Source organism: Rhizobium sp. M10 (assembly GCF_002531955.1).
Lineage (GTDB): Bacteria > Pseudomonadota > Alphaproteobacteria > Rhizobiales > Rhizobiaceae > Rhizobium > Rhizobium etli_C.
The window spans coordinates 135,274-154,444 of the sequence record NZ_NWTA01000018.1 but is presented as its reverse complement, the minus strand read 5'-3'; the positions used below and the strand labels follow the sequence as shown (position 1 = coordinate 154,444).

At 62.6% G+C, this 19,171-nt stretch carries 15 protein-coding genes; 11 read left to right on the top strand and 4 right to left on the bottom strand.

Going from position 1 to position 19,171, the window contains the following annotated elements; all coding sequences use genetic code 11:
• The first annotated feature begins 6 nt into the window (after window positions 1–6).
• The 7 genes from ytfR (at window position 7) to CO671_RS24075 (ending at window position 8,599) form a co-directional block, all read left to right on the top strand.
• Window positions 7–1,527 (top strand): galactofuranose ABC transporter, ATP-binding protein YtfR, encoded by a 1,521-nt coding sequence (gene ytfR / locus CO671_RS24105; protein ID WP_097608002.1) that lies wholly within the window; start codon window positions 7–9, stop codon window positions 1,525–1,527.
• A complete protein-coding gene (locus CO671_RS24100) occupies window positions 1,524–2,525 on the top strand; it encodes an ABC transporter permease (RefSeq protein WP_097608001.1) in 1,002 nt (333 codons plus the stop codon). Before ytfR ends, CO671_RS24100 begins: the two co-directional genes overlap by 4 nt.
• Complete coding sequence (gene yjfF / locus CO671_RS24095; RefSeq protein ID WP_097608000.1) at window positions 2,522–3,490, top strand: galactofuranose ABC transporter, permease protein YjfF; 969 nt, start codon at window positions 2,522–2,524, stop codon at window positions 3,488–3,490. The genes CO671_RS24100 and yjfF overlap by 4 nt, the downstream gene beginning before the upstream one ends.
• A gap of 16 nt (window positions 3,491–3,506) precedes the next feature.
• Entirely contained in the window at window positions 3,507–4,292 is a 786-nt protein-coding gene (locus CO671_RS24090; protein ID WP_097607999.1) for a FadR/GntR family transcriptional regulator, read from the top strand.
• A gap of 165 nt (window positions 4,293–4,457) precedes the next feature.
• Window positions 4,458–5,819: a bifunctional UDP-N-acetylglucosamine diphosphorylase/glucosamine-1-phosphate N-acetyltransferase GlmU gene (gene glmU / locus CO671_RS24085; RefSeq protein ID WP_097607998.1), complete on the top strand. Its 1,362-nt coding sequence runs from the start codon at window positions 4,458–4,460 to the stop codon at window positions 5,817–5,819.
• Between the two features lie 110 nt (window positions 5,820–5,929).
• Window positions 5,930–7,756 carry a glutamine--fructose-6-phosphate transaminase (isomerizing) gene (glmS, locus tag CO671_RS24080; protein WP_097607997.1) on the top strand — a complete coding sequence of 609 codons (1,827 nt, stop codon included), beginning with the start codon at window positions 5,930–5,932 and terminating at the stop codon, window positions 7,754–7,756.
• A 135-nt stretch (window positions 7,757–7,891) separates the two neighbouring features.
• Window positions 7,892–8,599 (top strand): DUF502 domain-containing protein, encoded by a 708-nt coding sequence (locus CO671_RS24075; RefSeq protein WP_097607996.1) that lies wholly within the window; start codon window positions 7,892–7,894, stop codon window positions 8,597–8,599.
• A gap of 77 nt (window positions 8,600–8,676) precedes the next feature.
• Here CO671_RS24075 and recG read toward each other — a convergent pair whose 3' ends face one another.
• On the bottom strand, window positions 8,677–10,782 hold the full coding sequence (gene recG, locus CO671_RS24070; RefSeq protein ID WP_097608037.1) for an ATP-dependent DNA helicase RecG: 2,106 nt from the start codon (window positions 10,780–10,782) through the stop codon (window positions 8,677–8,679).
• 92 nt (window positions 10,783–10,874) lie between these two features.
• Between recG and CO671_RS24065 the strand changes: the two genes are divergently transcribed.
• From CO671_RS24065 to CO671_RS24055, 3 genes are all read left to right on the top strand, one after another.
• Window positions 10,875–11,180, top strand: a complete 306-nt coding sequence (locus tag CO671_RS24065; RefSeq protein WP_003579224.1) for a succinate dehydrogenase assembly factor 2 — start codon at window positions 10,875–10,877, stop codon at window positions 11,178–11,180.
• Entirely contained in the window at window positions 11,177–14,680 is a 3,504-nt protein-coding gene (gene mfd / locus CO671_RS24060; RefSeq protein WP_097607995.1) for a transcription-repair coupling factor, read from the top strand. Before CO671_RS24065 ends, mfd begins: the two co-directional genes overlap by 4 nt.
• 102 nt (window positions 14,681–14,782) lie before the next feature.
• Window positions 14,783–15,250, top strand: a complete 468-nt coding sequence (locus CO671_RS24055; RefSeq protein ID WP_097607994.1) for an OsmC family protein — start codon at window positions 14,783–14,785, stop codon at window positions 15,248–15,250.
• 122 nt (window positions 15,251–15,372) lie between these two features.
• Here CO671_RS24055 and CO671_RS33435 read toward each other — a convergent pair whose 3' ends face one another.
• The 3 genes from CO671_RS33435 to CO671_RS24045 form a co-directional block, all read right to left on the bottom strand.
• Complete coding sequence (locus CO671_RS33435; RefSeq protein WP_245425031.1) at window positions 15,373–15,492, bottom strand: GrpB family protein; 120 nt, start codon at window positions 15,490–15,492, stop codon at window positions 15,373–15,375.
• Window positions 15,493–15,499: 7 nt separating this feature from the next.
• Window positions 15,500–16,171: a DsbA family oxidoreductase gene (locus tag CO671_RS24050; RefSeq protein ID WP_097607993.1), complete on the bottom strand. Its 672-nt coding sequence runs from the start codon at window positions 16,169–16,171 to the stop codon at window positions 15,500–15,502.
• Between the two features lie 63 nt (window positions 16,172–16,234).
• Window positions 16,235–18,037 (bottom strand): extracellular solute-binding protein, encoded by a 1,803-nt coding sequence (locus tag CO671_RS24045; RefSeq protein ID WP_097607992.1) that lies wholly within the window; start codon window positions 18,035–18,037, stop codon window positions 16,235–16,237.
• A gap of 288 nt (window positions 18,038–18,325) precedes the next feature.
• Here CO671_RS24045 and CO671_RS24040 point away from each other — a divergent pair, with 288 nt between their 5' ends.
• Window positions 18,326–18,979, top strand: coding sequence for an invasion associated locus B family protein (locus CO671_RS24040; RefSeq protein WP_010030460.1), 654 nt, complete (start codon window positions 18,326–18,328; stop codon window positions 18,977–18,979).
• The last annotated feature ends 192 nt before the right edge of the window (window positions 18,980–19,171 follow it).

Sequence of the window (19,171 nt, the reverse complement as noted above, 5' to 3'; positions counted from 1 at the left end):
GCCCTCATGGTTCACAATAACGAGACTATTCTCGCAGCCTCGGCGATATCGAAATTCTTCCCCGGCGCCGTCGCCCTGGATAAGGTGGATTTCACGCTGCGCCGCGGCGAGGTTCATGCGCTTCTCGGCGAGAACGGCGCAGGAAAATCGACGCTGATCAAATGCATCACCGGCGCTTACCATCGTGACGGCGGCAGCCTGGTGCTCGACGGCCACGAAATCAATCCGGCCAATACGCTCGCCGCCCAGAAGCTCGGCATCGGCACCGTCTATCAGGAGGTCAACCTCCTCACCAATCTGAGTGTCGCCGAAAATCTCTTTCTCGGACGCCAGCCAAGGCGTTTCGGCATGACCGACGTGCGCGCGATGAACCGCAAGGCGCGCGAACTGCTCGCCGGCTACGGTATCGACATCGACGTCACCGCCGAACTCAGCCGCTTCTCCGTCGCCGTCCAGCAGGTGGTCGCCATCGCCCGCGCCGTCGATCTCTCCGGCAAGGTGCTGATCTTGGACGAGCCGACGGCAAGCCTCGACAACCAGGAAGTGGCGCTGCTCTTCCGCATCATCGAGGACCTGAAGAAGCGCGGTCTCGGCATCGTCTTCATTACCCATTTCCTCGAGCAGGTCTATGCGATCAGCGATCGCATCACCGTGCTGCGCAACGGCAAGCTGGTCGGCACCCGCGACGCCGCCGATCTGCCGCGCCAGGGCCTGATCGCCATGATGCTCGGCCGCGAGCTCGCCCAGGCCGAAGAGACGGTCAGGGAACACAGCATTGCAGCGGGCGAGGTCCGCTACAGATTTTCCGGCTACGGCAAGCGCGGCAAGGTCAAACCCTTCGATCTCGATGTGCGCGCAGGCGAGGTGGTCGGCATCGCCGGTCTGCTCGGCTCGGGGCGCACCGAAACCGCCGAGCTGCTCTTCGGCGTCGAGCATGCCGATAGCGGCAGCGCCACGATCGACGGTCAGCCCGCAACCCTGTCCAGCCCGCGCGCCGCGATCGAAAAGGGCTTCGGCTTCTGCCCCGAGGACCGCAAGACCGACGGCATCGTCGGCGACCTGTCGATCAGGGAAAATATCGCCTTGGCGCTGCAGGCCCGCCGCGGCTGGACCCGGCCGCTGTCGCGCGCCGAGCAGAATGCGCTCGCCGACCGCTATATCAAGGCGCTCGACATCCGCACCACCGACCGCGAAAAGCCGATCCGTCTGCTCTCCGGCGGCAACCAGCAGAAGGCGATCCTCGCCCGCTGGCTGGCGACCAATCCCAAGTTTCTCATCCTCGACGAGCCGACCCGCGGCATCGATGTCGGCGCCCATGCCGAGATCATCCGGCTCATCGAACAGCTCTGCGCCGAAGGCATGTCATTGATCGTAATTTCCTCGGAACTTGAAGAGCTTGTCGCCTATAGTTCACGTGTCATCGTGCTTCGCGACAGGCAGCATATCGCTGAACTCACGGGCGAGCGCATCACCGCCGCCGCCATCGTCGATTCCATTGCCGCCGCCGAGCACAAGGAGGAAGCATGAAATCCTCCCGGAATGCGCTGGCTTATCGCCTGGCGCCGCAATTGATCGCCCTCGTTGTCATTCTTCTGTTGAATTTCATAACGTCACCACAGTTTTTTAACGTGGTGGTTCAGAACGGACGCCTTTATGGCAGCCTGATCGACGTGCTGAATCGCGGCGCGCCGGTGGCGCTCTTGGCGATCGGCATGACGCTGGTGATTGCCACCAAAGGCATCGACCTGTCCGTCGGAGCGGTCATCGCCATCTGCGGTGCCGTTGCCGCATCGTCGATTGTAGCAGGAAATTCAGTTGCTTACACCGTTATCCTAACGCTTGCGGTCGGGCTTGCCTGCGGCGTCTGGAACGGTTTCCTGGTGTCGATCCTCAATATTCAGCCGATCATCGCCACGCTGGTGCTGATGGTCGCCGGCCGCGGCATCGCCCAGCTTATCACCGAAGGCGCCATCCTGACCTTCAACGATGACGGTCTGATCTTCTTCGGCAGCGGTTCCCTGGCCCTCCTGCCGATGCCCGTGGTCATCTGGCTGCTCGTCGGCCTGCTGGTCATCCTGCTCGTCCGGCGCACGGCGCTCGGCATGCTGCTCGAGGCCGTCGGCATCAACCGCCGTGCAAGCACGCTCTCCGGCATTCAGACGCCGGTGCTGCTGATGGCCGTCTACATGCTGAGCGGGCTCTGCGCCTCGATCGCCGGCATCATCGTCGCAGCCGACATCAAGGGCGCCGACGCCAACAATGCCGGTCTCTGGCTCGAACTCGACGCCATCCTGGCCGTTGTCGTCGGCGGCAATTCGCTGCTCGGCGGTCGCTTCAGCATCGTGGGATCGCTGATCGGCGCGATGATCATTCAGGCCGTCAACACCGGCATCCTGTCCTCCGGCTTTCCGCCCGAATTCAATCTGATCATCAAGGCGGTCATCATCATCGTGATCCTCGTCATCCAGTCGCCGGCGGTGCAGTCGCTCGCCATCTTCGCCAGCCGAAGGGAGCAGCAGAAATGAACTCCAAATACCTGCCGCTGCTTGCGACCGTCGTCATCTTCGTGCTCGCCTATGCCGGCTGCACGCTGCAATATCCCAACATGCTGTCGACTCGCGTCATCGGCAATCTGCTGACGGACAACGCCTTTCTCGGCATTGCCGCAGTCGGCATGACCTTCGTCATCATCTCCGGCGGTATCGATCTGTCGATCGGTTCGGTCATCGCCTTCACCGGCGTCTTCCTCGCCGTCGTCCTGCAGAACAGCTCGATCCATCCGCTGCTCGCCTTCGCCCTCGTCCTCGTCATCACCACCGCCTTCGGTGCCGTCATGGGTGCGATCATCCATTATCTTGAAATGCCGGCCTTTATCGTCACACTTGCCGGCATGTTCCTGGCGCGCGGTATCGCTTTCGTGCTCTCGATCGACAGCATTCCGATCAACCACGACTATTATTCGACGCTGACGAGCCTCTATTGGCGACTGCCCGGAGGCGGGCGGCTGACGCTGATCGGCGCCATCATGCTTCTGGTCTTTGCCGCCGGCATCTTCATCGCCCACCGCACCCGCTTCGGCACCAATGTCTATGCGCTCGGCGGCGGTCCGCAGACGGCGCGGCTGATGGGCGTGCCGGTCGGCCGCACGACGATCCAGATCTATGCGCTGTCGGGTTTTCTCGCCGGCCTATCTGGAATCGTTTTTTCGCTGTACACCTCTGCTGGATATTCTCTTGCGGCGGTCGGCGTCGAACTCGACGCGATCGCGGCAGTCGTCATCGGAGGGACGCTGCTAACAGGAGGAGCGGGATTCGTGGCAGGAACCTTGATCGGCATCCTGATCCAGGGGCTCATTCAGACTTACATCACCTTCGACGGCACGCTGTCGAGCTGGTGGACCAAGATCCTGATCGGCCTGCTGCTGTTTGCATTCATCCTGATGCAGAAGGCGATCCTGTTCCTTTCCAGTCTGAACAAGAGGTATGCCTGAGGGGGAGACGGATCGCTTGCGCAACAAATTGATCGAGACACGCAAGACAGGGCGCCGGACCCGGACAAGTCACGCCCAGGTGGTCGACGAGCTCGGCAAGGCGATCGTCGCCGGCACCTATCCCGTCGGCTCGATCCTGCCCGGCGACACCGAACTGGCGCAGCGTTTCAAGGTGTCGCGCACGGTCTTGCGCGAGACGATGAAGACGCTCGCCGCCAAGGGCATGGTCGTCGCCAAGGCGCGCGTCGGCACGCGTGTGACCGAGAAGAACCTCTGGAACATGTTCGACAGCGAGATCATCGCCTGGCACTTCGACAACGGTGTGACGGAAGAATTCCTTTTGCAGCTTTACGATATCCGCCTCGCCGTTGAACCCTTCGCCGCCGGCCTCGTCGCCGAGCGGGCCAACGCCGAGGAAATCGAGATACTGCGCGGGCTGGCGGAGGAGATGGCGGCGAGCGATCATACGGCCGACAGCCTGGCGCTCGCCGACCTGCACTTTCACCTGGCGCTCGCCGAAGCCTCGCACAATCCCTTCATGCGCACCCTCGGCAGCCTCATCGAGGCGGCTCTCGTCGGCATGTTCCGCATCAGTACGCCGCCCTCCGAAAATGGGTTTGCCAATATTGCCGACACCCATATGCGCATCGTCGATGCCATCGCTTGCGGTGACAGCGCCGCCGCGCGCCGGGCGATGGAAGTCGTCATCCTGGACGGCCGCGATCATGTGCACGAAGCCTTCGCGACCCGCGGCGATCCCGCTGCCATGGAGCCGCTTTCGCCCGAAGTTTCACCTAAGTAAGGACTTTGACCGTGCTATGGCGCTGCGCTTCTTTGGAGACGCGTAAAGGGCGCCGCCGCACTGTCGATCCTTCCATCGCGGCTTCCGAAAATCGATTCCGATTTCAGGAATTATGCAGTATGAGGCAACAAAGCCGCCTCATGGCGCGGATTCGCGGAGCAGATCATGGAACGTACTTGTCTTGCCGTCATCCTAGCTGCCGGTGACAGCACGCGGATGAAATCCTCGAAATCGAAGGTGCTGCATCCGGTCGCCGGGCGGCCTATGATCGCCCATGTCGTCGAGGCAGTCGCCTCCGCCGGCATTTCCGCCGTTGCCCTTGTCGTCGGCCGCGACGCCGAGGAGGTGGCAAAGGCCGCAAGCGTCGATGGTGTCGGCGTCGAATCCTATCTGCAGCAGCAGCGCCTCGGCACCGGCCATGCAGTGCTGGCGGCGCGCGAAGCGATCGCCAAGGGTTATGACGATATCCTCGTCACCTATGGCGACGTGCCGCTGCAGACCGACGGCCCGCTGAAAGCCGCCCGCCAGGGTCTTGCCGATGGCAGTGACATCGTCGTCATCGGTTTTCACACCGACCGTCCGACCGGCTATGGCCGGCTGCTCGTCAAGGACGGCGAATTGATCGCCATCCGCGAGGAGAAGGATGCGACCGATGCCGAGCGCGCGGTGACCTGGTGCAACAGTGGGCTGATGGCGATCAACGGCCGCAAGGCGCTCGATCTCCTCTCGCGCATTGGCAATGCCAATGCCAAGGGCGAATTCTATCTGACCGATCTCGTCGAAATCGCCCGCTCGCTCGGCGGTCGCGTCACCGCCGTCGATGCCCCTGAAATCGAGATGACCGGCTGCAACAACCGCGCCGAACTCGCCGTCATCGAGCGCTTCTGGCAGGAGCGCCGCCGCCGCGAAATGATGCTGGCGGGCGTCACCATGATCGCACCGGAAACGGTGTTCCTCTCCTACGATACAGTCATCGGCCAGGATGCGCTGATCGAGCCGAACGTCGTCTTCGGCCCTGGCGCGGTGATCGACAGCGGCGCCGTCATTCACGCTTTCTCGCATATCGAAGGCGCTCATGTCAGTGAGAGCGCGACCGTCGGCCCTTTCGCACGGCTGCGGCCGGGTGCTGATCTCGCCAGCGGCGCCAAGGTCGGCAATTTCTGCGAGGTGAAGAACGGCCGGTTGGGCGAGGGCGCCAAGGTCAACCACCTCACCTATATCGGCGATGCCGTCGTCGGCGCCGGCAGCAACATCGGCGCCGGCACGATCACCTGCAATTATGACGGGGTCAACAAGAGCGAAACGGTGATCGGCGAAAACGCCTTCATCGGTTCCAACTCCTCGCTGGTCGCGCCGGTGACGATCGGCGACGGTGCCTATGTCGGCTCCGGCAGCGTCATCACCGTCGACGTCCCGGCCGATGCGCTGGCGCTCGGCCGCGCCCGCCAGGAGATCAAGCCCGGCCGCGCGTCCTTGCTGCGCGAACGCGCGCTCGCCATCAAGGCGGCAAGGAAGACGAAAGCCTGAGGGACGCTTTGCGTAACCGGCGGAAATTGAAAGTGACCGCCGAGGCCATTGAGAAATAAGCGGAAATCGTTAGGACTGGCCTCGTTATCGAAGGCTTATGGGGATATTGCATGTGCGGAATTGTGGGGATCGTCGGAACTCAGCCTGTCGCCGGGCGCCTGGTCGATGCGCTGAAGCGCCTCGAATATCGCGGTTATGATTCCGCCGGTGTCGCCACCATCCATGAGGGCGTGATGGATCGCCGCCGCGCCGAAGGCAAGCTCTTTAATCTGGAAAAACGCCTCGATGCGGAACCGCTGCCGGGTCTGGTCGGAATCGCCCACACACGCTGGGCGACCCACGGCGTGCCGAACGAGACCAATGCCCATCCGCATTTCGTCGAAGGTGTCGCCGTCGTCCATAACGGCATTATCGAGAATTTCTCAGAGCTTCGTGACGAGTTGACCGCGGACGGCTCGGTCTTCGAAACCCAGACCGACACCGAAGTCGTCGCCCAGCTGATGGCAAAATATCTGCGCGAGGGCTTCGATCCGCGCGCTGCCATGTTGAAGATGCTGAACCGGGTGACCGGCGCCTATGCGCTGGCCGTCATGCTCAAGGCCGATCCCGGCACGATCATGGCCGCCCGGTCCGGCCCGCCGCTTGCCGTCGGCTACGGCCGCGGCGAGATGTTTCTCGGCTCGGACGCCATCGCGCTCTCGCCCTTCACCAACGAAATCACCTATCTCGTCGACGGCGACTGCGCCGTCATCACCCGGGATAGCGTCTCGGTGCTCGATTTCACCGGCAAGCCGGTCAAGCGCGCCCGCCAGATCTCGCAGGCGACCGCCTATGTCGTCGACAAGGGCAACCACCGCCACTTCATGGAAAAGGAAATCTACGAGCAGCCGGAGGTGATCTCCCACGCGCTCAGCCACTATGTCGATTTCGCCGAGAACACGATCGGCGCCAATGCCGCGGCGATCGATTTCAAAGCGGCGACCGGCCTGGCGATCTCGGCCTGCGGCACCGCCTATCTCGCCGGTCTCGTCGGCAAATACTGGTTCGAGCGTTATGCCCGTCTACCGGTCGAGATCGACGTCGCCTCGGAATTCCGCTACCGCGAAATGCCGCTTTCGCCCTCGCAGGCGGCGCTCTTCATCTCGCAGTCCGGCGAAACCGCCGATACGCTGGCATCACTGCGCTACTGCCGCGACAACGGCCTGAAGATCGGCGCCGTCGTCAATGTCCGCGAATCGACGATCGCACGCGAATCCGACGCCGTCTTCCCAATCATGGCCGGTCCCGAAATCGGCGTCGCCTCGACCAAGGCCTTCACCTGCCAGCTTGCCGTGCTGGCGTCGCTGGCGATCGGCGCCGGCAAGGCGCGCGGCACGGTGAGCGCTGAGGAGGAGAGGGCGCTGGTGCGTCATCTCGCCGAAATGCCGCGCATCATGAGCCGGGTGCTGAACCTCATCCAGCCGCAGATGGAAAGCCTGTCGCGGGAATTGTCGAAGTGCAAGGACGTGCTCTATCTCGGCCGCGGCACCAGCTTCCCGCTCGCCATGGAAGGGGCGCTGAAGCTTAAGGAAATTTCCTATATCCACGCCGAAGGTTATGCCGCCGGCGAATTGAAGCACGGGCCGATCGCGCTGATCGACGAGAACATGCCGGTTATCGTCATTGCCCCCTATGATCGTTTCTTCGAAAAGACCGTCTCCAACATGCAGGAGGTCGCAGCCCGTGGCGGCCGCATCATCTTCATCACCGACGAAGCCGGTGCGGCGGCCTCGAAGCTGCCGACCATGGCGACGATTACCCTGCCTGTCGTCGACGAAATCATCGCGCCGATGATCTTCTCGCTGCCGATCCAGCTGCTCGCCTATCACACGGCCGTGTTCATGGGCACGGATGTCGATCAGCCCCGCAATCTGGCGAAATCCGTGACCGTGGAATAAGCCTGGAGGGGCGGGACCTTCGCGCCGAAACATATTGTGCGACGCCCCGAATTCTGGCAATTTTGGTGTGCGGACAAGGGGGAAGGGCCGGCGTTCCGGCCCGTCCAGGACTGAGATGGAGTTCATCAGGAAACGATGGCCGACAACGCCCCCAGAATGCCGGTCGCGACCCGGCTGAGGAATAATTTTCTCGCAGGCCTGATCATCTGCGCGCCGATCGCGATTACCATCTGGTTGACCTGGACTTTCATCCATTGGTCGGACAGCTGGGTCAGGCCCTATATTCCGGCGCGCTGGAATCCGGAAAGCTATCTCAATTTCGCCATTCCCGGTTTCGGCCTGCTGATCGCCGTCGTGCTGATCACCGTCGTCGGCTTCCTCGGCAAGAACCTCATCGGCCAGAGCATCGTCCGCTTCGGCGAATCGATCGTCCAGCGCATGCCGCTGGTGCGCACGATCTATAAAAGTGTGAAGCAGATTTTCGAAACCGTGCTGAAGGAGCAGGCGAATTCCTTCAAGAAGGTGGGCCTCATCGAATATCCGAGCCCGGGCCTCTGGGCCTTGGTCTTCATCGCCACCGACGCAAAAGGCGAAATCGCCTCGAAATTCAACGCCATGGGCCAGGATATGGTCGCCGTCTTCCTGCCGCCGACGCCGGTGCCGACGGCCGGATTCCTCGTCTTCGTGCCGCGCGAAAAGATCGTCATGCTCGATATGAGCCCGGAAGACGCCGCCAAATTCCTGATTTCGGGCGGTCTCGTCGCACCCGGACACATGCCATCCGAGCCGAAGCAGAAGCATCTGCCGCGGCCGAAGCCTGTGGCGGTTTCCAAGGCGGATTGATGCATATCGCCCAAAAGTGTTTGGCGTTTTGGGACAACGATATGCATGGAAAGAAGATTAAAGCGCCGCGGCGCGCTTTATCCTGCTCTTAAGAACCGGATCGCCTCGTCCCGGCGGAACAGGTAGAGCAGCGTGCGGATCGCCTGTCCTCTGTCACTGGTCAGCTCCGGATCGCGCTCGATGAGATAGGCCGCATCCTTGCGGGCGATTTCCAGCAGGTCGGCATGCGCCTCGAGGCTGGCGATGCGAAAACCCGGCGTGCCGGACTGGCGGGTGCCGAGCAGTTCGCCTTCGCCGCGCAGTTTCAAATCCTCCTCGGCGATGCGAAAGCCGTCTTCGGTCTCGCGCATGATCGAAAGCCGGGCATGGCCGGTCTCGCCGAGCGGCCCCTTGTAGAGCAGGATGCAGGTCGAGGCCTCGTCGCCGCGCCCGACGCGGCCGCGCAGCTGGTGCAATTGCGCCAGGCCGAAGCGTTCGGCATGTTCGATCACCATGATCGTCGCATCCGGTACGTCGACGCCGACTTCGACGACGGTGGTGGCGACGAGCAGCCGGGTCTCGCCGTTCTTGAAGGCCATCATCGCCGCATCCTTCTCCGGCCCGCTCATGCGGCCGTGGATGAGGCCGATATCGGGGCCGAGCGCGGCAACAAGTGTCGCATGCCGCTCCTCGGCCGACATCAGGTCGAGCTCTTCGGATTCTTCGACCAGCGGGCAGATCCAGTAGGCCTTCTTGCCCTCAGCAAGGGCGCTTTGCAGCCGCCCGACAATTTCGCCGGTGCGCTCCATCGGCACGGTGATCGTCTGGATCGGTTTGCGGCCGGCCGGTTTCTCGGTGAGCTTGGAAACGTCCATGTCGCCGAAGGCGGCGAGCACCAGGGTGCGCGGGATCGGCGTCGCCGTCATCACAAGCATGTGCGGCGAGATGCCTTTGGCTGTCAGCCTGAGGCGCTGATGCACGCCGAAACGGTGCTGTTCGTCGACGACGGCCAGCATCAGCTTGGCGTAAGATACAGTATCCTGGAACAGCGCATGCGTGCCGATGATGATCTGCGCCGCACCCGAGGCGATGCGCTCCAGGATCTCCTCCCTTTCACGTCCCTTGGTGCGCCCGGTCAACACCTCGATGCCGAGCCCGGCGGAGGCGGCGAATTTCGAGATCGTCGCGTGGTGCTGGCGCGCCAGGATTTCGGTCGGCGCCATCAGCACCGCCTGGCCGCCGCTCTCGATCACCGCCGCCATCGACATCAGCGCCACCAGCGTCTTGCCGGAACCGACATCGCCCTGCAGCAGCCGCAGCATGCGCTCGGTGCCCGCCATATCCTTCAGAATGTCGGCGATCGCCTCGTTCTGGCTTGATGTGGGTGAGAAGGGCAGGGTCTTCAGGATCTTGCCGCTGACCGCACCTGTCGCCTGCACCGGCTGGCCCGCGACCTTGCGCAGCCGCTGGCGCACCAGGCTCAGCGACAGCTGGCCGGCGAGGAACTCGTCATAGGCGAGCCGCCGCCGCGCTGGGGCTTGTGGGTCGATATCGGCGGGATCGCGCGGCTCGTGCAGCATATGGAAGCTGTCGCGGATCGACGGCAGGCCCTGTTTCTGCGTCAAGGCGAGATCGATCCATTCCGGCAGCTCGGGAAACCGCGGCAGGGCGGCGTCGATGATCTTACGCAATGTCTTCGGCGAAAGCCCCGCCGTCAGCGGATAGATCGGCTCGACCAGCGGCAGGTTCTCCGCCTCGTCGGCCCTGACGATATAGTCCGGATGCACCATCGAGGCGCGGCCGTTGAACCAGTCGACCTTGCCGCTAACCGTCACCTCCGCATCGATCGGCAGCTGCTTTTCCAGCCATGCCGCCTGTCCGCGGAAGAAGACCAGCGTCAGTTCGCCGGTCTCGTCATGCAGGAAGACGCGGTAGGGCACATTGCTCTTGCCGCGCGGCGGCACCTGGTGGCGGTCGACACGGGCGGTGATCGTCACGATCGCGCCCTGCGGCGCGCGGGCGATTCCCGGCTGGTTGCGCCGGTCGATCAGCGAGAAGGGTGCGTGGAAGAGGAGATCGATGACCCGGCAATCTTCCGGCGTCTCGCGACCGAGCAGCTTGATCAGCAGTTCGGCGATCTTCGGGCCGACGCCCGGAAGGCCCGAAATGGGGGAAAACAGAGGATCGAGAATGGCGGGGCGCATGCGGACAAAATGCGATGAACAATGCGGCCTTGGCAAGGCTGACAAGCCGCTTTCCAGGGTCTATAGAGGCGCATCAACAGGAAGGTAATGCCATGACAGGTGTCACGCTCACGAGTGCCGGTCTCGACCCGCGCCGCCGCCGCATCCTTTTCCGCTGCTGGCATCGCGGCATCCGCGAGATGGATCTGGTCTTCGGCCAGTTCGCCGAAGCCGAGATCGCGACGCTTTCGGAAGCCGAGCTCGACGAGTTCGAGACGATCATGGCCGAAGAGGACAATGATCTTGTTCGCTGGATCATGGGAACCTGGCCGGTGCCCGAGCGTTTCCAGACACCGATGTTTGCCCGCCTTGCCGCCTACACGCCCGATTTCGACAAGCCCCTCAGGACGCCGGAATGATCCCTGGTTTCGATGCGAAGAAGCTTGCGGCCATTGCCGAGCCGCTGACGATCGGCAATGTGCCTGCCGGCCTCGAACCGCTGCTGCTCGCCGAACTCGCCCGCGCGGGGGAACCGGTCGCCTATGTCATGTCGGACGGCCACCGCATGGCCGATCTCGAGCAGATGCTCGGCTTCGTCGCCCCCGACATTCCGGTTCTCACCCTGCCGGCCTGGGACTGTCTGCCCTATGACCGCGTCTCGCCGAGCGCCGATACCTCGGCCCGCCGGCTTGCCGCACTCGGCGGCCTCATCGCTCACCGGAAAAAGCCGCATGCGGCCATCGTGCTCGTCACCGCCAATGCCATGCTGCAGAAAGTGGCGCCCCACGATGTCATCGAAAGCCTGAGCTTTTCGGCCCGGCCCGGCAACCAGCTGCGCATGGACGATCTCGCCGGACGTCTGGAGCGCAACGGTTTCGACCGCGTCGCGACCGTTCGCGAAGTCGGCGAATATGCCGTGCGCGGTGGCATTCTCGACGTCTTCGTGCCGGGATCGGAAGAGCCGGTCCGCCTCGATTTCTTCGGCGATACGCTGGAATCGATCCGCAGCTTCGATCCGGCGAGCCAGCGCACGACCGGTCAGGTGCGCTCACTCGATCTCAACCCGATGAGCGAGGTGACGCTGACGCCGGATACGATCAGCCGCTTCCGTAAGAATTACCTGTCGGCTTTCGGCGCGACGACACGTGATGACGCGCTCTATCTCGCCGTCTCCGAAGGCCGCCGTTACCCCGGCATGGAGCATTGGCTGCCGTTCTTCTACGAGAAGCTCGATACCGTTTTCGATTATCTCAGCGGTTTCCGAGTCGTCACCGACCATACGGTGCGGGAGGCGGCGGAAGAACGCTCCAAGCTTGTCCTCGATTATTTCGACGCTCGCCTGAATTCCGGCCAGCCGGCCAAGGGCCAGATGGCGCAGGGCACGCCCTACAAGCCGGTGGCGCCGGGGCAGCTCTACCTGGACAGCAAGCTTTTCGCCAAGACGCTCGACGCGCTCGGCGCGATCCGTGTCAGCCCTTTCAATGAAATCGAGGGCGAGGCGAGGCGGGTCGTCAATATCGAAGCCCGCCAGGGCCAGCGCTGGGCTCGCTCGAATGCCGAGGGCGGCGGCGATGCCGAGCGCGTCAATATCTTCGACGTCGTCGTCAAGCATATCGCCGACCGCCGCGCCGGCGGGGCGAAAGTGCTGGTCACCGCCTGGACCGAAGGTTCGCTGGAGCGGCTACTGCAGGTGCTGAACGAGCATGGCCTGGAAAAGGTGAAGCCGGTCGAGGCGCTGAAGGATCTCGGGGCGCTGGGCAAAGGCGAGGCCGCTGCCGCCGTGCTCAATCTCGAATCCGGCTTCGAGGCCGGCGATCTCGTCGTCATCGGCGAACAGGATATTCTCGGCGACCGCATGGTGCGCCGCTCCAAGCGCCGCAAGCGTGCCGCCGATTTCATCGCCGAGGTCGCTGGCCTCGACGAGGGCTCGATCGTCGTCCATGCCGAACACGGCATCGGCCGCTTTATCGGCCTCAAGACCATCGAGGCGGCAGGCGCCCCGCATGCCTGCCTCGAACTGCAATATGCCGATGAGGCCAAGCTCTTCCTGCCGGTCGAAAACATCGATCTTCTCTCCCGCTACGGCGGCGAGGGCACCGAGGCTCAGCTCGACAAGCTCGGCGGCGGCGCCTGGCAGATGCGCAAGGCCAAGCTCAAGAAGCGGTTGCTCGATATGGCGGACGCGCTGATCCGCATCGCCGCCGAGCGTCTGACGCGCCACGCGCCTGTTCTGACGACGCCGGACGGGCTTTACGACGAGTTCTCCGCCCGCTTCCCCTATGACGAGACCGAGGACCAGGATAACGCCATCGATGCGGTGCGCTCCGATCTCGGCGCCGGCCGGCCGATGGATCGTCTCGTCTGCGGCGACGTCGGCTTCGGCAAGACCGAAGTGGCCTTGCGCGCCGCCTTCGTCGCCGCGATGAACGGCGTCCAGGTTGCCGTCGTCGTGCCGACGACCTTGCTCGCGCGCCAGCATTTCAAGACTTTCTCCGAGCGTTTTCGCGGCCTGCCGGTGCGCATCCAGCAAGCCTCGCGGCTTGTCGGCGCCAAGGAACTGGCGCTGACCAAGAAGGAAGTCTCCGAAGGCAAGACCGATATCGTCGTCGGCACGCATGCGCTGCTCGGCGCCGGCATCCAATTCGCCAATCTCGGCCTGCTCGTCATCGACGAGGAGCAGCATTTCGGCGTCAAGCATAAGGAGCGGCTGAAGGAGCTGAAGAGCGACGTGCACGTGCTGACGCTTTCGGCGACGCCAATCCCGCGCACGCTGCAGCTTGCCATGACCGGCGTGCGTGAACTGTCGCTGATCACCACGCCGCCGGTCGATCGCATGGCGGTGCGCACCTTCATCTCGCCCTTCGACAGCCTGGTCATCCGCGAGACGCTGATGCGCGAGCACTATCGCGGCGGCCAGAGTTTCTATGTCTGCCCGAGGCTTGCCGACCTCGCCGATGTGCATGCCTTCCTGCAGTCCGACGTGCCGGAGCTGAAGGTTGCCGTCGCTCATGGCCAGATGCCGGCCGGCGAACTCGAAGACATCATGAACGCCTTTTATGAAGGCCGTTACGACGTGCTGCTGTCCACCACCATCGTCGAATCCGGCCTCGATGTGCCGACAGCCAACACGCTGATCGTCCACCGCGCCGATATGTTCGGCCTTGCCCAGCTCTATCAGCTGCGCGGCCGCGTCGGTCGCTCGAAAGTGCGCGCTTTCGCGCTCTTCACCCTGCCTGTGAACAAGGTGCTGACGGCAACGGCCGACCGCCGGCTGAAGGTGCTGCAGTCGCTGGATACGCTCGGCGCCGGCTTCCAGCTGGCGAGCCACGATCTCGATATCCGCGGCGCCGGCAACCTGCTCGGCGAAGAGCAGTCCGGCCATATCAAGGAAGTCGGCTTCGAGCTCTATCAGCAGATGCTGGAAGAGGCGGTCGCCGAGGTGAAGGGCGTCGACGAGATCCACGATACCGGCTGGTCGCCGCAAATCTCGGTCGGCACGACCGTGATGATCCCGGAGGATTACGTTCCCGATCTGCATCTGCGCATGGCGCTTTACCGCCGTCTCGGCGAACTCACCGAACTCAAGGAGATCGACGGCTTCGGCGCCGAGATGATCGACCGCTTCGGCCCGATGCCGATCGAAGTCCAGCATCTCCTGAAGATCGTCTACATCAAGTCGCTCTGCCGCACCGCCAATGTCGAGAAGCTCGATGCCGGCCCGAAGGGCGTCGTCGTGCAGTTCCGCAACAAGGAATTCCCGAACCCGGCAAATCTCGTCGGTTATATCGGCAAGCAGGGCACGATGGCGAAGATCCGCCCGGATCACAGCTTGTTCCTGACCCGCGACCTGCCGACACCGGAAAAGCGCCTGCAGGGCGCCGCTGTTATCATGACGCAACTGGCCGAGATGGCGAAATAGAAGCAGTTCCAGCAAAAGTGTGCAGCGGTTTTGCCAGGCAAAGCGCGAAGCGCTTTTGCCGAGAATGCGTAAAGTCAAAGAGACCGGAAGAGGGAGACCGGCATGGCGACATACGGCGCAACGATCGTCTGGGAGCGCAACGGCGAAACCTTCACCGACAACCGCTACAGCCGCGCCCACCGATGGACCTTCGACGGCGGCATCGAGGTGAGGGCGTCCTCGTCCTCACATGTCGTTCCGCTTCCTTATTCCGCCGAAGACGCCGTCGATCCGGAAGAGGCCTTTGTCGCCTCGCTCTCCAGCTGCCACATGCTCTGGTTCCTGTCGATCGCCGCCAAACAGCGCTTCTGCGTCGACAGCTACACCGATGCCGCCGAGGGCCTCATGGAGAAGAATGCCGAAGGCCGGCTTGCCATGACTGTAGTGACACTGAAGCCCCGTGTTGTCTTCAGTGGCGACAAGCAGCCCTCGCTGAGCGAGCTCGAGGCGCTGCACCATCGCGCCCACGATGAATGTTTCATCGCCAACTCGGTGAAGACCGAGGTGCGCTGCATTCCGGTTCTGGGCTGAAGGCTGATACTGTTCAGTCGGCTGGCGGTTCTGACCAGCCGATCAGTCTTGCCCATTCATTGGCCCCGTCCATGATGATGTCGAACACCGGGTCCTTGATGTCGTAGTAGAAATTGACGTCTTCAGGTCGAGCCGATGTGATGCAGATAGGTTCCAGCAGGGGCTGCGCGCATGATGGCGCGCTTGAGCGCTGCGAAATCCTCGACCCAACTCTGTCGCGGCTCTTCGATCTCGATGCGCATCGGCGCCTCAGTTGAGCCCCGATCGCGCCTCGGCTTTCGCCTTGGCGATATCGCGCAGCGCATTCGCCAGCACATCCGGCGTCTGGGCGCCGCTGACGGCATATTGCTGGTCGAAGATGAAGAACGGCACGCCGTTGACGCCCATTTCCTGCGCTGCCTTGATTTCGGCGACGATCAGATCACGATCGGCATCGGAGGCGAGCAGCGAGGCGATGACCGAGCGGTCCAGGCCGGTCTTTTCGGCGATATCGAGCAGCACCGCGTGGTCGCCGACATTGCAGCCTTCTTCGAAATTCGCTTTGAACAGGGCTGCGACGACCGCGTCCTGCTTTTCGCGGCCTTCGATCATCGCCCAGTGGATCAGCCGATGGGCGTCGAGCGTGTTCGGGCCGATCTTGATTGCCTCGAAATCAAAGGCGATGCCGACCTCGCGGCCGAGATCGGTCAGCATCTTGTGGGCCTGCGCCACGCGCTCCTCGCCGCCGAGCTTCTCGGCCAGCGCCTTCTTCTGGTCGACGCCTTCCTTAGGGTAATCGGGATTGAGCCGATAGGGCCGCCAGTTGATATCGACGCCGACTTCGTCCTGCACCTCGGCAATGGCGAGTTCCAGCCGCGCCTTGCCAAGATAGCACCAGGGGCAGACGACATCCGAGACGACGTCGATGGTGATACGCTCCATGATGATCTTCCTTATATCTGCGCGTCTCCGGTGGAGACATCGGGCCGAGGCGTTCGGCCGCTTCTATTGGGCGCTTGTATCCCACCATATCGGCAGCTGATAGCCATAAAGCGGTACCGTGTCGGGATGGCCGATGCGCTTGCTGCGCGCCACCCACTGCTGGTCCATGTGATAGAGCGGCAGCACGTAGTGGCTCGACAGCAGCAGGCGGTCGTAGGAGCGAACCGCCGCGGTGAATTCTTCCGCCGAGCGCGCCCTCAGCAGATGATCGATCAGCGTGTCGAGATCGGCATCATTGGCGCCGGCAAAGCTGTCCGAGCCCTCGCGCGTGCGGGCAGCCGAAGACCAGCGGCCGAGCTGCTCGTTTCCAGGCGACAGCGACGAGGTAAAGGACTTCATGATCATGTCGTAATCGAAGCTGTTCGTGCGGCTCTGATATTGCGAATCATCGACCGTGCGGATCGACGCCGCGATGCCGATCGCCTGCAGCGAACGCTGGTAAGCGACGGCGAGCTTCTCCTGGTCGGCATTCTGCGTCATGATTTCAAAAGCGAGTTGCCGCCCCGAGGCATCGGCCATCTTGCCGCCCTGAATCGTATAGCCGCTCTCCCTCAACAGCCCGACCGCCTGCTTCAGCACGTTGCGATCGCGGCCGGAGCCGTCGGTGACCGGCAGCTTGTAGGTCCCGTCGAGAATGTCGGAGGCGATTTTGTCCTTGATCGGTCCGAGTAGCGCAAGCTCCGCGGCATTGGCGGGCACGCCGAAGCTCGAAAGCTCGGAATTCTGCCAGAAGCTTTGAGTGCGCTTGTAGGCGCCGGAATAGAGGTTTTTGTTCGCCCATTCGAAATCGAACACCAGCGACAGGCCTCCACGCACTTTCGGATCGGCAAAGATCGGCCGCCGCGTGTTGAAGACGAAGCCGAGCATGCCGCTCGGCAGTTTCGGCGTGAACACGTCCTTGATGATAGCCCCGGAGGTGACCGCGGGGAAATTATAGGCATTGGCCCAGTGACCGGGATTACCGTCGGGATAGATGTCGACATCGCCCTTTTTGAAGGCTTCGAACAACGTCGTGTCCTGCAGATAATACTGGACCGTGATCTGATCGTAATTGTCGGTGCCGACCTTGGCAGGAATGTCCTTGCCCCAGTAATTCGGGTCGCGCTCATAGGTGATGCTTTCGCCGGGCTTCACCACCTTCACCTTATAGGGGCCGGAACCGACCGGCGGCGTCAGCGATGTGCGATCAAAGGTTTCGGGATCGATCGCATGCTTCGGCAGCACCGGGAAAAGGCCGAAAATCAAAGGCGTCTCTCGGTCGGCCTTGTCATTGAAGGTAAAGCGCACGCTGTGTTCGCCGACCTTCTCCATCTTGGCGACGACCTTGAGGCGGTTGGCGAAAGGGACGCGGCCTTTGTCACGCAACAGCTCGAAGCTGAACATCACATCCTCGGGCGTTACCGGCTGGCCGTCGGACCATTTTGCCTTCGGATTGAGGTTGAACTGAATGAAGCTCCTGTCGTCGTCCCATTCGACGGTCTGGGCAAGCAGGCCGTAAAGCGTGAAGGGCTCGTCCCTGGAGCGCTGCATCAGCGATTCGTAGACGAGGTTGCCGTAGTCCGGGTCCCACATGCCGCGTGCCGTCGTGCGCATGCTCTTCAGAATGAACGGGTTGAGGTTGTCGAAGGTGCCGACGACGCCATAGGTGATCTTGCCGCCCTTCTTGACGTCGGGATTGACGTAAGGGAAGTTCTTGTAGTCCGGCGGCAGGGCCGGCTCGCCATGCATCGCGATGCCGTGCAGCGGTTCGGCAGCGACGGTGCCGCAGAGCAGCGAGAGGACGAGGGGGACGACGATCCGGAGCATTCGGCAATCCTTGAAATCCGCGAAAAATGGGCACGATTCACGCCGGAGATTAGCATGGGGTCGACCGATTCCAACACGCGGACGCGATTTCTTTGGCGCCGGCGATGAAATAGCTGCTCGAATTGCCAAAGAAATGCTGGATATCTTGAACGCTGCGATGTAACAGGTGAACCCGAAGTTTCGGGGTCATGCATTTGCCTCATTTTTCTATGAGGTGAGTGCCGAACGACCCGATGGTTGGGGCGGCACGTCGTTGCCCCGAACGGATATCAGGAGACGGAATTCGTTATGATGTTCAAGTCTGAAAAGAAAATGCGGGCAGCACTGTCCGTTCTGGCAGTGATGTTCGGCGCCGCTTCGGCTCCGGTCTCCTCCTTCGCCCAGGATGCGGCGGCTCCAGGTCCGGCCCAGGGCGTCGGCGCCCCCAAGCTCGGCTGGTACAAGACCTGCACCAAGCAGGAAGACAACGACATCTGTGTCGTCCAGAACCTGATCCTCGCCAATGGCGGCCAGCTCGTCACGGCCGTCGGCCTGATCTCGGTCACCGGCAAGATCAACCGCAAGATTCTGCAGGTCTCCGTTCCCACCGCGCGCCTGATTCCTCCTGGAATCATGATGCAGATCGATGGTGGCAAGGGCCAGAAGCTCGATTACGCCGTCTGCCTGCCGGACAAATGCACCGCCGAAATCCCGCTGACCGATGCGATGATCGCCAGCCTCAAGAAGGGCAGCGACGTGATCTTTACTTCGATCAACTTCCGCCGCGCCCCGAACCCGATCAAGATCTCGCTCGAAGGCTTCACCGGCGCTTATGACGGCGAACCGGTTACCGAAAATAAGCTTGCTGAGAGCCAGCGCAGCCTGCAGGAAGGCATGCAGAAGAAGGCTGACGAAGCCCGCAAGAAGCTGGAAGACGCCCAGAAGGCAGCCAAAGCGCAATAATCCTGCCGCCATATTGAATTGGAAACCCGGCTTCAGGCCGGGTTTTTTGTTGCTAAGGTCTCGACCGGTCCTGCGAACCCTCGTTCTGACGGGGAGAGGGGACATGCCTTGCGAGAGGTCAGCGAGGAACCGAGAGGTTGCGGCTTGGTCCCTTCGCCCCGTTTACGGGGAGAAGGTGGCGGCAGCCAGATG